This window comes from Terrimonas rubra (genome assembly GCF_042686025.1).
Classification (GTDB): Bacteria; Bacteroidota; Bacteroidia; order Chitinophagales; family Chitinophagaceae; genus Terrimonas; species Terrimonas rubra.
Genome location: NZ_JBHUOZ010000001.1, coordinates 181,539 through 195,128 on the forward strand (window position 1 = coordinate 181,539; position 13,590 = coordinate 195,128).

The window sequence follows — 13,590 nt, forward strand, 5'->3', positions numbered from 1 at the left end:
CCTCCTCATTCCCGGATCAATAATAACAACATGCGAAAGTTAATTGCTGCCATCAATATGACCCTGGACGGGTATTGCGATCATGATGTCATTACCCCTGACGCAACCATACATGACCATTATACCGATCTGTTAGACCAGGCAGGTGTTGCTTTGTATGGCAGAACCACCTACCAGCTGATGGAATACTGGCAAACGGTGTTGAAAGAGCCCACCGGCAATAAAGCCATGGATGATTTTGCAATAGCCATTGACCGGGTTCCAAAAATTGTATTCTCCCGTACCCTAAAAGAGCTCACCTGGGAAACAGCAACCCTGGCAACCCGCAGCCTGGAAGAAGAAGTGGTAGCACTGAAGCAGGAGCCGGGTAAAGCTATTTTTGCCTGTAGCCCGGGTTTGATCGTATCCTTAACACAACTCGACTTAATTGATGAATACCAGATATGTGTACACCCGGTAGTAGTGGGAAGCGGCTTGCCTTTATTTAAAAACATCGATCATAGGATCAATCTTAAATTAATCAATACCAAAAACTTTGATTCCGGGGCTATTATACTTTATTATGAACCTGCCAGATAAAAAAGTATAGTGCCATAACAACATACAATAAACCCGCCGGGGGGTAGCCGGTTCATTTATTAACTTAAGTTCATCGGTCTTCTTCAAAAAAACATCAAATTCGTTTTTAGGCCCGGATCAGGCCATTTCCATCTTATAATACAAAATAGAAAAATGAAGGTCATATGAAAACCATAGTGGTAATTACAATGTTCCTGCTGAGTTATTCAGTTTTATCAGCCCAGAATTCATCATCAGCCGATAAAGACAGGGACGCTTTAAATAAGGTACTCCATACATTTATGAACAGTCTCAAAACAAAAGACAGTACCAGTCTTTACAACCTTTTCTACGAAGGTCATGTAACCTGGATAGGGGTATATAAAGAAAAAACGCAGGCAAAAAGATCACAGAACAGTCCCAATATTTTAGACTATAAGACCTCCGATTATAAAACCTGGTTTAGAACAACTACGCAGGGTGCGACCAAGGAGGAAAAATTTTATAATGTCAATATTGATACGGATGGAAGTATTGCTTCTGTTACTTTCGACTTTAGTTTCTGGGCCGGTGGCAGGAAAGGATTGTGGGGCAAAGAGTCCTGGGGACTTATTAAAATAAACAATGAATGGAAGATCACCAGCGTGATCTTTTCCATGGAGCAGGAAAATATATCCCCTGAGCCTGACAGGAATCAATAAACCTTTGACTGCCTGGCGGCAGGTTTCTTTTTCATTGAAAAAACCCTTGAAAGGTTAAACCCAAAACGTATATCACCATTAAAAAAATCGCCGGTAGTTTCTGTTATAAAAGCACGTTCATTCATACCGGAAGCATTTGAAAAATGCATCTGGAATACATGCCCCCCTGTTTCTATATCTATGCCAAAAGATAAAGCATTATAATAGTTATCCGGCAGATCGGTAAAGGAATGGGTATAATCAAGCGTAAGTGCCATTCTTTTACTTATTTTCATCCGGCTGCCAATACCGAGTGCAATATTGTCCTTATTGTAACCCGTTTCAAAAGCCATATTCCGATGCAGATAAGTAGGCATTAACTGCAGGGAAAACCTGTCACTGAATTTCCGGCCGATGATCAGCTGTGTATAATAAGCTGTTCTATCCTCCACACTCACTTTACCGGTAAACGACTTTTCCGTCCAGGTACTGATCCCCTGCAACAAAATAACTGAGAAAGGAATGTTTTTTGCCCCGGTTGTTTGTTGCCAGATCCTGTATTTTACAAAACCATCTAACTCTTTTCTGAACGTACTTCGTCCAACGCCGATATTGAGATCTTTGGTGAGTCCATAATCAAAACCCATCCGCATGGATGCATCATCCAATCCAAAAAGCTCGCTGATCCCATTATTAATATACCCAAAACGGTGCAATATTCTTACATCCAGGTTTCCGGTAGCCAGCATCTCCATGGAATGATTATTAATAACCCTGGTAGATTTAAAAGCCCCTGTAACCTTTGCCGGCACCCTTGCCTGCTCTGCTTCTAACGCGTTCATCAGCGAGTCTTCCTGTGCATACGATGTTATTGCAGTAACACTCAAAAAACACAAAACAAAACAATACTCCCGTTTAATGAATAGTTTAATTAGAGGCAATAAAATTGGCTGCATTAATTTTTATTTGAATTTCTTTATTGATATTATTTCTTACTACTGCCGGGATCTTTATACCGTAATCTTCCGGAGCAATAGTAAACACACTGGTTGCAGATAACTTTCCCTGTTTTACACTTACCGATACAGGTGCTGTGATTTTTTTTGTAATTCCATGTATGGTAAGCTCCCCTGTTGCCGTAAGATTTTGAGTTCCGTCCGTTTCTAATGATACCGCTTTATTTAATTTCCCTTTAAAACCGGCCTTGGGGTATTTATCACTTTCCAGGTAGTTTTCGTTAAAATGCTCTTTCATCAAGGCCTTTTCAAATTCAAAGCCCTTAATCAGTACCGAAAAGTCAATTTGCCCGCTGGCTATATCCCATACAGCTACAGCGGCTTTATTATGCGCTTCAATATTCTCAAAACTTGTACTGGAGTAAAAACTAATTTGGGCGGCCTTGGTATAATATTTTGTTTTTTGCAGGCCGGGGTGTGCCGATAAAAACAGCGCACCAATAACGATCAGGATTTTCATTGCTTCGTTTTTATAATAACCGCATTATTCAATTCAACATCCATTAAAAAACCGGTGCATTCACCCCGGGCAGTAATAGTCATCCCGTTTTTTAACTCATGTATATTTTGCTTACTGCCTGCCAGGCTAATGCCGACATTATGCATACTATCTTCATTACCAATAACAATATGCACAGGCGATTGCGTTGCATTCACATTGATTATTACGCCATCCACTTCAATTATTTTTCCCAGGTATTTTTCATTAGCAACAGCCTCATCCGTTTCAAAAGCTGCAGCAAGCGCTTCGGCCTTTACAATTGCATCAGCAGTGGAATACATTAAGTCAGGGGGCTTGCGGTTATATTCTTTCCAGGTATAAATTGCCGCACTAACGATCACCAGAACAATAAGGTATAACCACCATTTTCTTTTCATTGCATGTTCACCATTAATCATATGAAAGGAGAAATTATCATTCCATGAAACGCTGTACCGGCGATGCGGTTTACAAACAGTACATCAAGCCATGACAGCTACCAGGATATACATTAATCATTCAAATCGCCACCTGCATTTAACCAATTAATGATCAGGTTCTTTTCCGCCTGCGTTAATGGCGGGCCACCTGCAGGCATGGTGCCTTCAATTACCGCTCTTTGGTTAATACGTGATTTATTGTTGACAATATTGCAACTCACTGTCCAATCTTTTCCACCGCTTTGAGTAGAGGTATTATGGCAGCTCACACATCTTGTGGCCAGTAATTGTTTTACCTGGGTAAACAACGGGCCTTCGGTATTATCACTATTAACAGTTATAGTAGTGGATTTTTCGCAACCATTACTATTCCGGGCAAAAACGGTATAGTTGCCTGCCGCTACATTGGAGAAGACGGCTGAACTTTGATAAGTCCCATTGGCATTCAATTTATAGGTAATAGTGCCTGTACCGCCTGTGGAAGAAGCAGTAATCGTTCCCTGGGATCCGCAGCCCGGTGTATTGGTCGCCGACGCTGTTACGGCAAAGCCTGAAGCGGCACAGTCAGCATTGGGGTCTGTTACATCCGGCTCATTTTTACCACAGGATACAACTGTTAAACATGTACCCATCACCATGATAAATGAAGAGTATAATAAAAGCCTGTACTTCATCTTATTTGTTTTATAGTATACACCAACGTATAATTAAAACAAATGGTTGCCTGTGTGGCTATTTAAACAAAAAGTAATTGAAGCCGGCTGCTATTTCAAAAGATTTTAGTTTTATGGCTCCTTCCCCGATACCATTTACAGGCAGGGCTACTGACGGAACTGCAAAAAGCTGTAGGCGCTTATTCATTTTTTTAGAAACCCCAATACCTAAATTAATGGAGGAAAAGAAATGTTTATTACCGGTATAGTTGGCAGCACCTTTTGCCTGTTGTCCGCTGCTGTTTATATAAGAGAAATCATACTTTTCCTTTTTCATAATGAATGATGACAGACCGGCTGAGGCAAAAACCTGGTAATTATTTTTTTCAAATAAATTATAATTGACCGTAACCGGTATTTCATAAACCAGGCAATTGGCATCCACTTCCTGTATATCTACCATGCTCCAGTAACCCGATTTTACGCGGTAATCATCAGGGCCTCCTGTATATATTTTTCTATGCACACGCACCCCTATGCCTAGCGACCATTTATTATTAATGGCAAAGCCTGCACCCACACCATATTTTGGCGTTAGTTTGCTTGCACTACCTAATGATGTTTTATCAGTACCCATTCCGATAACCCCGGTAACATAAAACCTGCTCGTTTTTATACTTTTATCCTTTTTTTCCGTCTTAGCCGAATCGCTTTGTGTTACTGATGGTGCGGGCATTGTTTCTGTGGCGGCTACAGTAGTTGATTGACTATCCACCTCAGTTTTTTTCACTTCCCTTACCGGTATGCTTACCGTCATGTTATTTTCTTTTTCTGCAATCCTCTCCTCATTGGCTGCTGCATCGTTACTTTGCACCTGGCTTTTGACAAAACCACGGTTATCAGCCCCCTTATTTTTCCTGGATGGTTTTACAAGAACGGGCCGGCTTTGAGATGGCTGTGTAAGTTTTGTTGTATTGGTAAAATTCCGGTTAACGGTAACATGTTTATCAGTTCGATCCTCCACATCCATCTTATCGGCAAGATCTGAGTTAACTGCAATATGCTTGTCCATTGAATCATGTTCATTTATTATATGGCTTGTACTGCCTGCCGCTCCTGTGGTTGCCGGCTGGTTTTCTTTAGCGGTTCCCGTATTGCTGATTTGTTTATCGCCGATTTTATCCGGATTATTTTTCCTGTTCACTAAATACAGTGCAGTAAGTAACAGTATTAGCAAAGCGATGCCGGAAAACCAAAAAATAATTTTGGGCCTCCGTTCATCTTTATCCAGCAGGGCTTCCATTTTATGCCAGGCTTCTTCGTTGAACTCAGGCAAATTTTGGGCAGCTTCCGCCTTTAATGCTTGTTCGATATCTGAAAAATCATTTTTCATACATACTTAGTTCGTTTCTTTTTAACTGGCTCTGCAAATGTTGTCTTGCTTTAAACAGGTTGGATTTTGAAGTACCTACACTGATCTGCAACATGGAGGCTATCTCTTCATGGGTATACCCGTCTATTACAAAAAGATTAAAAATTGTTTTATACGATGGCGACAATTTATTAATCAACACCAGGATATCGTTTATGGAAATTTTTTCAATGATATAATCTTCGGAAACAGGATTTTCCGCGTACGGCGACTCGGGTATGGGAGAAAAGACAATTTTACTTTTTTTTGACCTGATAAAATCTATACAGGTATTGATCATTATTTTCTTAATCCATGCCATTAGCTGGTTTTCAACTTCCCCCTGCTCAGTTTTAAATTTAGCCAGGGCCCTGAATATTTTTAAAAAACCGTCATTGGCGAGCTCCAGTGCTTCATCATACACATTGGTATACCTGGTACATATACTCATGGCAAACCCATAGAATTTTTTATAAAATTCTCTCTGGCAAATCCTGTCCTGATTTGCACAGCCGGTTAATATCCCCTGAATATCTGTTGCCTGACTAGCTAAGTGCGATTCCATTAAAATTAGCCGTATAAACGTATCTTTTTTGTAAATGGTTGCCTTATGGTAAAACTATTTTGAATAGCGGTAAAATGCCTGGCCAGCCTTCGTGTCGTATTGTTAAATATATAAAATCCGATATATCTATTTCGCTAATAAATAAACAGATACGAGCTTTATATCAAACCCGGGAACCGCTTATTTTAAGCAAACCATTGCCGCATCAATGCCAGTTATCCACAAAAAGAAATCTCCAGGCAACCATTACCTGTAAAATACCGATTTAATAGCAGTTATAAAAAATACCAGTAAATGCGCTGCCGCATTTATAAAACCTCACTTCAAAATAAAAAACATGAAACACTTCTTTTTGCTCTTACTTACCGGTACCATGACCCTTGCTTTTCATTCGTGCAACAAAAATGAGTCGGACCAAAATCCTGCAACAAAGAATATCCATCTTGCAACCAGCCCCACACTTGGCAAACATTTAGTAGACAAAACAGGAAGAGCGCTTTATTATTTTTCCAATGATGCTAATGGTGCTTCAAACTGTAGCGGCGGTTGTCTTACTAACTGGAAACCGCTTAATCCGGATAGTACGAGTAACCTGTACGATGAAGGCTTAGCTGCTGCCGATTTTACGTCAATAACCTTAAGTTCAGGTAAAAAACAACTAGCTTATAAAGGTTGGCCTTTATATTACTATACACCCGGCGATGTGTATGAAGCAGCCGGAACAACTACAGGCGAAGGTATAGGTAATGTTTGGTTTGTTGCCAAACCCGATTATACCATTATGATTGCCAACCATCAACTAACGGGAGGCAATGGCACCAATTATAAAAGTGATTATACTGCCGGAGATGGCCGAACGTCCTATTTCACAGACGCCAAAGGCAATACCCTGTATTTATTTATAAGGGACAGTGCTTTAAACAATAACTTTACAGCCGCTGATTTCAGCAACAATACCATCTGGCCGATTTATGAGACCACCTCGATAGTAGTGCCTTCCACCCTGAATAAATCCCTGTTTGTAATAATGGATGTTTTTGGCAGAAAACAATTAACCTACAATGGCTGGCCGCTTTATTATTTTAGTGCAGACAATATGCTTCGCGGCGCTACCAAAGGCATAACAGTTCCCGGCTCACAACCGCCCGGTTCGGTTTGGCCGGTAATAACAAAAGATGCGACGAGTGCACCGAAGCCCTAAATTTTCCGGGTAAGTTGCCATAAATATTTTTGAGACAACAAAGGTCAAAGGCCGGGGATACAGAAAGGATTACTATCTGTATCCCCGGCCTTTTCATCAAAATCAACGGAGAACATCCTATTTATTTTTTTCCTTCAAAACAACATCCTCGCAGATATCAAGCATCATCACCAGGATATAACATATCCTATTCCCCATAACAAAACATATTGTTAATACAACAGGATTCATTTTTACCCCTTAGCTTTTTTTGTATATTGTCATACCGAAATGTTAGTAAATGACCATCACATACAATAAAAAATGAAAAAATATTTAATCCTTTTATTTATTTTTATTCCTTTCATTGTATTTGCACAACCGGAAAATAGCCCGGCAATCGTGTGGCAAAAATGTAAAAATTTATACGAAGCGGGCAAACTTGACAGTACAATAGTCAATATATCAGTTTCAACCAGTCCATCGCACCCAATTGATACAATAAAACAATTCTATACATACCTGGATACTTTTTTATTTCCCGATGGTTATTATGCAATCGGTCAACTTATAATAGACCCGCATATGGAGTTTAACCTGGTACAGACAGGAGAATGGATATATTACTATCCTTCGGGGAAAATTTATGCAAAGGGTAATTTTTCGGTGGGTGCTTATCCTGAATGCAATGCCGGAGGGCCTGTAACCATGGGTTATAGTTTTAAAACCGGCGACTGGATATATTGGTTCGAAAACAGTTCTATCATGGCACAGGGTAATTACGAATCGTTTAAAAATAATACAAAAAACAACTGCGGAACGGTTAGTGTATATGTTTCAACCGTTACAGCGGATAAGTGGCGTTTTTTCACATCCGGAGGCGCTGACAACATAGAACAAAAGGATATAATAACAAACATTAATAACCGGCATTAACATTGTATGCGGATAGCATTTACAGGAGCACACCGGGTAGGCAAAACAAGCCTGGCAGAAGCGATTACCACACATTTACCCGGTTACCTGTTGATACAGGAGCCATACCGGCAACTGGAGGAACAGGGATATTTATTTTCGGAAATACCAATTATCGATGATTATATTGCCCAGTTTAACCTTGCGGTAGAACAAACCGAAGCTGCTGAAGAAAAAGTGATTTTTGACCGTTGTCCTTTAGACCTGTTACCCTATATCCATGCCGTAAGTAAATCCAGGGATATTACCTCTTTGTATGCGGATATGACAAATGCGCTGACACAGATCGATCTCCTGGTATTTGTACCGGTAGAAAACCCGGACCTTATTCCATGCGGGGAATCGGACCTGCCACGTTTAAGGCTACGGGTAAACGATATTGTACAGGAATGGCTAAGTGATATAAGCATAAAAACAATAGAAGTTAATGGTAACCTGGCAAACAGGCAGCAGCAAGTACTGGAAGCTTTGTATCAATTTGAATAATAAATCAACGCTGATATTTGTATTTTTATCGTATCCAAAAAGAACAAGAATCACTCCCCTTACCCTTTAGCAAACCAAGACATGTACATCATTTAATATGAACTACCAGACCTTTCCACCACATACCGATATAGCCTTCCTGGTAAAATGTTACTGGTCATTGGAAGTGCCTGCCGAAGTACCAGCGCAAAAACAACGGATTGTACCCGATGGCTGTATGGAAATGATCTTCATTTTAGGCGATGATATCCGGCGTTATACCAGCGAACAGGAGTTTATTATACAACCCCCTGCCATAGTGGTAGGACAGATCACCGAACCTTTTATAATTGAACCCACCGGTTATGTACACTGTTTTGCTGCCCGTTTTTATCCTTATGGTTTTGCTAACCTGGTAGATATACCGGTAACAGACCTGGCCAATAAAGAAACCCCGATCGCTGACCTGTTTGGTGAAACGGTGGCAACAACACTGGAGCAACAGATCATTACCGCAACCGGCAATGAGGAACGGATAAAAATACTGGAAGCATTTTTCCTGGACAGGTTCCGGCACAAACCCACCATCGATAGTATTGTGACCAACACTATTGATGCACTTTTGGCTGCAAAGGGAAGTACTTCCATTAATACACTACTGGAAAACAACCTGGCGAAAAGAAGACAACTGGAAAGAAAGTTCTATAAACAGGTAGGGCTTAGTCCCAAACAACTCGGTAAGATCATCCGTTTACAGGCTGCCTTAAAATTATTACTCAGCCGGCAGAACGAATCACTCACCCATGTAGCCTACGAAAGCGAATACTTTGACCAGGCACATTTTATTAAAGATTTTAAAGCATTTACCGGCATTAACCCGAAAGATTTTTTAGACCACGATAACATGACCCTCTCCTCCCTTTTTTATACAACCAGGTAAACTGTCGCATTTATACAATTCCCGGTGTAAACAGGATGTTTTCTTTGTGCCGTATTAAAAAACGGTAAACATGAAAAAACAATTATTTGCGGTAGTCCTTATGACCATTACCGCACTCACTGCCTGTAATAACCAGGCCGGTACAGGCAGCTCCGCATCAACAACAGATTCTATCACCACAAAAACCGGAAACATGAAAAATTTAATTTCCATTGCAGAGATCCCCATTACAGATTTCACCAGAGCCCGTAATTTTTATCAAACCATACTGGGCTTAACTATTGAAGAGATGGACATGGACGGTGTAAAAATGGGCATATTCCCAAATGAAGAAGGAACGATAAATGTAGTACTGGCAAAAGGTCATGATTATAAACCTACTACCGACGGCCCGGTACTTTACCTGAATGCCGGTAAGGACCTGCAACCTGTTTTGAGTAAAGTTGAAACAGCCGGCGGTAAAACAATTGTACCTAAAACCATGATCAGTCCTGAAATGGGATATTTTGCCCTGTTTATAGATACCGAGGGCAATAAACTGGGCCTGCATTCCTCCCATTAACAGCAGGTATAACAGTTGTATTGCTGAAAACAAACAATAGGCATTCCTTTCTATTAATTTCTACCTTCGCATAAAATATACAATTTGCCCAAGGTTTTAATTATAGACGATGAAGAAAAGATCCGGACCTTACTGGCCCGTATCATTAGCCTCGAAGGTTTTGAAGTGGCAGAGGCCGGCGACGCTAAAACCGCTTTTAAAAAACTGGAAACCGCGGAGGCGGATGTGATCATCTGCGATGTAAAACTCCCCGATGCCAGTGGCGTTACATTAGCCGGCACCATTAAAGAGAAGTATCCTGTTACCGAGATCATATTGTTAACGGCCTATGGTAATATACCTGATGGCGTACAAGCCATTAAAAACGGGGCTTTTGATTATATTACCAAAGGCGATGATAACAACCGTATCATCCCTTTACTCTATAAAGCCGTTGAAAAAGTAACACTGGCCAAAAGAGTGCTGCAACTGGAAAAACAGCTGGGTAATAAATACTCTTTCGATACCATTATTGGCCGATCTAAATTAATTAAGGCCGCTATTGAATCAGGCAGGAAAGTAGCTGCTACCGATGCCACCGTTTTATTAACGGGTGAAACCGGCACCGGCAAGGAGGTATTTGCCCAGGCCATTCATAATGCCGGCAGCAGGAGCAAACAAAATTTTATTGCCGTTAACTGTTCAGCCTTTAGTAAAGAGTTGCTGGAGAACGAATTGTTTGGCCACAAAGCCGGGGCTTTTACCGGGGCCATCAAAGACAGTAAAGGCATTTTTGAAGAAGCCAGTAACGGCACTGTTTTTTTAGATGAAATAGGCGAAATGCCCCTGGAACTGCAGGCCAAATTATTAAGGGTACTGGAAACAGGCGAGTTTTTAAAAGTAGGCGACAGCAAATCCACCCGCATTAATGTACGGATTATTGCCGCTACCAACCGTAACCTGCAGGATGAAATAACAGCCGGTAATTTCCGGGAAGACCTGTATTACCGTATAGCCGTTTTCCAGCTAGCCCTGCCGGCCTTAAGGGAAAGGATAGTGGATATAGAAGACCTGGCCACACATTTCCTGCAATTGTTTGCCCGTAAGACCAATAAAAAAATAACAGCCATGGCGCCGGCCTACCTGGCAGCCCTGCAGCAGCATCACTGGAAGGGCAATATCAGGGAGTTGAAAAATGTTATTGAGCGCAGTACCATCCTCACCGATAGCCATGAACTAAACATTTCCACCTTACCGGCCGAACTGCAACACAGTAATACCACAGGCAGCAAAAACCTGTCGGCCTTTGAACTGGCCAGTGCCGAAAAGATACATATACAGAAAGTACTGAACTATGCCAATGGCAATAAAACCGAAACGGCCAGGCTGCTGAATATTGCCCTCACCACCCTATACCGTAAACTGGAGGAGTACCAGATACAATAACCCTTTCAAAACGATAGTGTGAACCCTTTCATTTTGAAAGGGTTTTTTATTGCCCCTGTTTCCCGGAAACCCTGAAAACCAATACCGGTAAGCCTTTCAGTATTTACCACCTTAACAGGAACGGGATTTGGCATAAGGATAACACAACAACAAAAATTCTTATGCTCATGACAACAATCCTCGTACTGGCCGGCATATTACTGTTTGCAGGCTTTTTCTTCACCATCAAATCATTTGAAAAAATATGACAGCCCTGTTTATCATCGCCATCACCGTATTCGGGTATATGTGTTATGTGCTGATCAAACCCGAAAAGTTTTAACCCGTTTTATACACTTTAATGATTAATAAATGAACACAGAAATAACCGGCATTGTACTTATGTATGCACTGGCCGTACTACTGGCCATTCCACTGGGCAGGTATATCGGTAAAATATTCAGTAACCAGCCAACCTGGCTGGATACCGTTTTAAACCCGGTAGATAAACTATTTTATAAATTAAGCGGTATTAACCCTGCCAGGGAGATGAACTGGAAACAACACCTGGTGGCCCTGCTTACCATTAACCTGTCCTGGTTTTTACTGGGCATGTTTGTACTCATGAACATGGGCTGGCTGCCGCTGAACCCGGATGGCAACCCCTCCATGGACGCCACGCTGGCATTTAATACTGCTACCAGTTTTATTTGTAATACCAACCTGCAACACTATTCAGGAGAAACGGGTATGTCCTACCTGGGACAACTGGTACTGATGTTGTTTCAATTTGTGAGTGCGGGCTGTGGTATTGCCATTGCAGCGGTGTTGTTTTTTGCCATGAAGGAAAGAACTGCCGGTAAACTGGGAAATTTCTATTTTTTCTTTGTGCGTTCCTGCACCAGGATATTGTTTCCCATTGCCCTGGTAGTGGCCACCTTATTGTTATTCAATGGCACCCCCATGACCTTTGAAGGTAAGGATACGATTACCAATTTGCAGGGTGATACCATACAGGTAAGTCGTGGGCCCGTAGCTGCTTTTGTACCCATTAAACATTTAGGCACCAATGGCGGTGGCTTTTTTGGCCCCAACTCGGCCCACCCTTTTGAAAACCCTAACTATTTTACCAATATAGTGGAGATGGTAACACAGATGATCATTCCCATTGCCATGATCTTTGCACTTGGCTTTATACTCAAACGCCGGAGGTTTGCCTGGACGGTGTTCGGTGTAATGACCGTTGGATTTCTGTTACTCACCATTCCCACGGTTATTACCGAAATGAAAGGTAACCCTGACATCAGCAGTATGGGTATCGGTCAATCCATGGGCAATATGGAAGGCAAGGAACTGCGTTTTGGTTCTGCCGCCTCTGCCTACTGGAGTATTGCTACCACCGTTATTTCTACCGGCAGTATTAACTCCATGCACGATAGTTTTATGCCCCTTAGCGGTATGAACCAGATGCTGGGCATGATGGTGAATGCTTTTTATGGTGGTGCTGGTGTAGGCTTATTAAACTTTTACATCTTCATTATACTGGCCGTATTTATCAGCGGGCTGATGGTAGGAAGAACACCGGAGTTCATGGGTAAAAAAATAGAGGCAAGGGAGATGAAGATCGCCATGATCATTGCACTGTTACACCCTTTATTAATATTAGCCGGTACAGCCATTGCCAGTCACCTGTACGCCGGTAACCCCGAAGCTTATGCAGGCTGGCTGAACAACCCCGGTTATCATGGTTTCAGCGAAATGTTATACGAGTTCACTTCGTCCAGCGCCAATAATGGCAGCGGCTTTGAAGGCTTGGGTGATAATACGCCTTTCTGGAATATAAGCTGTGGTATTGTAATGTTACTGGCCAGGTACCTGCCAATCATTGGCCCGATAGCTATTGCCGGAAGCCTGGCTACTAAAAAATATATTCCCGAAAGCGCGGGCACGTTAAAGACCGATACACCAACTTTTGGCCTGATGGTATTTGCGGTAATTGCCATTATAGCGGCCTTATCATTTTTCCCGGCACTGGCATTGGGCCCTATAGCAGAATATTTTTCCCTGTATCATTAGTATAATAATGAAGCCGGCAGCATTACTACTATCAGCCATAGTTGCGTCGCACACTTGTACACCTGTACCCTGTGCACCGTGTTTACAGCAAGCCTGCGGTAGTTGCCGGTGTCTTCATCAATCAGTTCAATAGCATTACCGGACGATGCAGTGAGTGACACAACAAAAGCCACATAGCAATATG

General features: G+C 41.7%; 17 protein-coding genes. 10 read left to right on the forward strand and 7 right to left on the reverse strand.

The genetic code is table 11. The features are described 5' to 3' along the window. The first annotated feature begins 30 nt into the window (after window positions 1-30). A complete protein-coding gene (locus tag ACFS6H_RS00760) occupies window positions 31-579 on the forward strand; it encodes a dihydrofolate reductase family protein (protein ID WP_386093945.1) in 549 nt (182 codons plus the stop codon). Between the two features lie 164 nt (window positions 580-743). Next, complete coding sequence (locus tag ACFS6H_RS00765; RefSeq protein ID WP_386093948.1) at window positions 744-1,259, forward strand: hypothetical protein; 516 nt, start codon at window positions 744-746, stop codon at window positions 1,257-1,259. Here ACFS6H_RS00765 and ACFS6H_RS00770 read toward each other — a convergent pair. The 6 genes from ACFS6H_RS00770 to ACFS6H_RS00795 form a co-directional block, all read right to left on the reverse strand. Further along, window positions 1,253-2,125 (reverse strand): DUF5777 family beta-barrel protein, encoded by an 873-nt coding sequence (locus ACFS6H_RS00770; RefSeq protein ID WP_386093951.1) that lies wholly within the window; start codon window positions 2,123-2,125, stop codon window positions 1,253-1,255. The two genes, ACFS6H_RS00765 and ACFS6H_RS00770, sit on opposite strands and share 7 nt — an antisense overlap. A gap of 40 nt (window positions 2,126-2,165) precedes the next feature. Further along, window positions 2,166-2,714: a YceI family protein gene (locus ACFS6H_RS00775; protein ID WP_386093953.1), complete on the reverse strand. Its 549-nt coding sequence runs from the start codon at window positions 2,712-2,714 to the stop codon at window positions 2,166-2,168. Then, window positions 2,711-3,133, reverse strand: coding sequence for an OB-fold protein (locus ACFS6H_RS00780; protein ID WP_386093956.1), 423 nt, complete (start codon window positions 3,131-3,133; stop codon window positions 2,711-2,713). The genes ACFS6H_RS00775 and ACFS6H_RS00780 overlap by 4 nt, the downstream gene beginning before the upstream one ends. A 113-nt stretch (window positions 3,134-3,246) precedes the next feature. Next, window positions 3,247-3,849, reverse strand: a complete 603-nt coding sequence (locus tag ACFS6H_RS00785; RefSeq protein ID WP_386093959.1) for a hypothetical protein — start codon at window positions 3,847-3,849, stop codon at window positions 3,247-3,249. Window positions 3,850-3,907: 58 nt separating this feature from the next. Beyond that, window positions 3,908-5,221 carry a hypothetical protein gene (locus ACFS6H_RS00790; protein WP_386093962.1) on the reverse strand — a complete coding sequence of 438 codons (1,314 nt, stop codon included), beginning with the start codon at window positions 5,219-5,221 and terminating at the stop codon, window positions 3,908-3,910. Next, complete coding sequence (locus tag ACFS6H_RS00795; protein WP_386093965.1) at window positions 5,211-5,804, reverse strand: RNA polymerase sigma factor; 594 nt, start codon at window positions 5,802-5,804, stop codon at window positions 5,211-5,213. Before ACFS6H_RS00795 ends, ACFS6H_RS00790 begins: the two co-directional genes overlap by 11 nt. A 337-nt stretch (window positions 5,805-6,141) precedes the next feature. On the opposite strand from ACFS6H_RS00795, the gene ACFS6H_RS00800 reads away from it, so the two are divergent. The 8 genes from ACFS6H_RS00800 to kdpA all read left to right on the forward strand — a co-directional run bounded on the left by ACFS6H_RS00800 (window position 6,142) and on the right by kdpA (window position 13,406). Beyond that, window positions 6,142-7,005, forward strand: coding sequence for a COG4315 family predicted lipoprotein (locus tag ACFS6H_RS00800; protein WP_386093968.1), 864 nt, complete (start codon window positions 6,142-6,144; stop codon window positions 7,003-7,005). 303 nt (window positions 7,006-7,308) lie between these two features. Next, window positions 7,309-7,920, forward strand: coding sequence for a hypothetical protein (locus tag ACFS6H_RS00805; protein WP_386093971.1), 612 nt, complete (start codon window positions 7,309-7,311; stop codon window positions 7,918-7,920). 6 nt (window positions 7,921-7,926) lie between these two features. Continuing rightward, window positions 7,927-8,445, forward strand: a complete 519-nt coding sequence (locus ACFS6H_RS00810) for an ATP/GTP-binding protein (protein ID WP_386093974.1) — start codon at window positions 7,927-7,929, stop codon at window positions 8,443-8,445. Between the two features lie 97 nt (window positions 8,446-8,542). Beyond that, the gene (locus ACFS6H_RS00815; protein WP_386093977.1) at window positions 8,543-9,364 is read left to right on the forward strand and encodes a DUF6597 domain-containing transcriptional factor; all 822 of its coding nucleotides are present in this window, start codon (window positions 8,543-8,545) and stop codon (window positions 9,362-9,364) included. A gap of 70 nt (window positions 9,365-9,434) precedes the next feature. Further along, window positions 9,435-9,926, forward strand: a complete 492-nt coding sequence (locus ACFS6H_RS00820; protein WP_386093980.1) for a VOC family protein — start codon at window positions 9,435-9,437, stop codon at window positions 9,924-9,926. 84 nt (window positions 9,927-10,010) lie between these two features. Further along, on the forward strand, window positions 10,011-11,351 hold the full coding sequence (locus tag ACFS6H_RS00825) for a sigma-54-dependent transcriptional regulator (RefSeq protein ID WP_386093982.1): 1,341 nt from the start codon (window positions 10,011-10,013) through the stop codon (window positions 11,349-11,351). 244 nt (window positions 11,352-11,595) lie between these two features. Beyond that, complete coding sequence (locus tag ACFS6H_RS00830) at window positions 11,596-11,673, forward strand: potassium-transporting ATPase subunit F (RefSeq protein ID WP_386097209.1); 78 nt, start codon at window positions 11,596-11,598, stop codon at window positions 11,671-11,673. A gap of 29 nt (window positions 11,674-11,702) precedes the next feature. After that, window positions 11,703-13,406, forward strand: coding sequence for a potassium-transporting ATPase subunit KdpA (gene kdpA, locus ACFS6H_RS00835; protein WP_386093984.1), 1,704 nt, complete (start codon window positions 11,703-11,705; stop codon window positions 13,404-13,406). Here kdpA and ACFS6H_RS00840 read toward each other — a convergent pair. After that, window positions 13,403-13,579, reverse strand: a complete 177-nt coding sequence (locus ACFS6H_RS00840; RefSeq protein WP_386093986.1) for a hypothetical protein — start codon at window positions 13,577-13,579, stop codon at window positions 13,403-13,405. The two genes, kdpA and ACFS6H_RS00840, sit on opposite strands and share 4 nt — an antisense overlap. Between the last annotated feature and the right edge of the window lie 11 nt (window positions 13,580-13,590).

Bases quoted from the DNA above. Each gene is read 5' to 3' on its own strand.
- ACFS6H_RS00760 (WP_386093945.1), top strand. From the start codon at position 31: ATGCGAAAGTTAATTGCTGCCATCAATATGACCCTGGACGGGTATTGC.
- ACFS6H_RS00765 (WP_386093948.1), top strand. From the start codon at position 744: ATGAAAACCATAGTGGTAATTACAATGTTCCTGCTGAGTTATTCAGTT.
- ACFS6H_RS00775 (WP_386093953.1), bottom strand. From the start codon at position 2,714: ATGAAAATCCTGATCGTTATTGGTGCGCTGTTTTTATCGGCACACCCC.
- ACFS6H_RS00780 (WP_386093956.1), bottom strand. From the start codon at position 3,133: ATGAAAAGAAAATGGTGGTTATACCTTATTGTTCTGGTGATCGTTAGT.
- ACFS6H_RS00785 (WP_386093959.1), bottom strand. From the start codon at position 3,849: ATGAAGTACAGGCTTTTATTATACTCTTCATTTATCATGGTGATGGGT.
- ACFS6H_RS00790 (WP_386093962.1), bottom strand. From the start codon at position 5,221: ATGAAAAATGATTTTTCAGATATCGAACAAGCATTAAAGGCGGAAGCT.
- ACFS6H_RS00795 (WP_386093965.1), bottom strand. From the start codon at position 5,804: ATGGAATCGCACTTAGCTAGTCAGGCAACAGATATTCAGGGGATATTA.
- ACFS6H_RS00800 (WP_386093968.1), top strand. From the start codon at position 6,142: ATGAAACACTTCTTTTTGCTCTTACTTACCGGTACCATGACCCTTGCT.
- ACFS6H_RS00805 (WP_386093971.1), top strand. From the start codon at position 7,309: ATGAAAAAATATTTAATCCTTTTATTTATTTTTATTCCTTTCATTGTA.
- ACFS6H_RS00810 (WP_386093974.1), top strand. From the start codon at position 7,927: ATGCGGATAGCATTTACAGGAGCACACCGGGTAGGCAAAACAAGCCTG.
- ACFS6H_RS00815 (WP_386093977.1), top strand. From the start codon at position 8,543: ATGAACTACCAGACCTTTCCACCACATACCGATATAGCCTTCCTGGTA.
- ACFS6H_RS00820 (WP_386093980.1), top strand. From the start codon at position 9,435: ATGAAAAAACAATTATTTGCGGTAGTCCTTATGACCATTACCGCACTC.
- ACFS6H_RS00830 (WP_386097209.1), top strand. From the start codon at position 11,596: ATGACAGCCCTGTTTATCATCGCCATCACCGTATTCGGGTATATGTGT.
- kdpA (WP_386093984.1), top strand. From the start codon at position 11,703: ATGAACACAGAAATAACCGGCATTGTACTTATGTATGCACTGGCCGTA.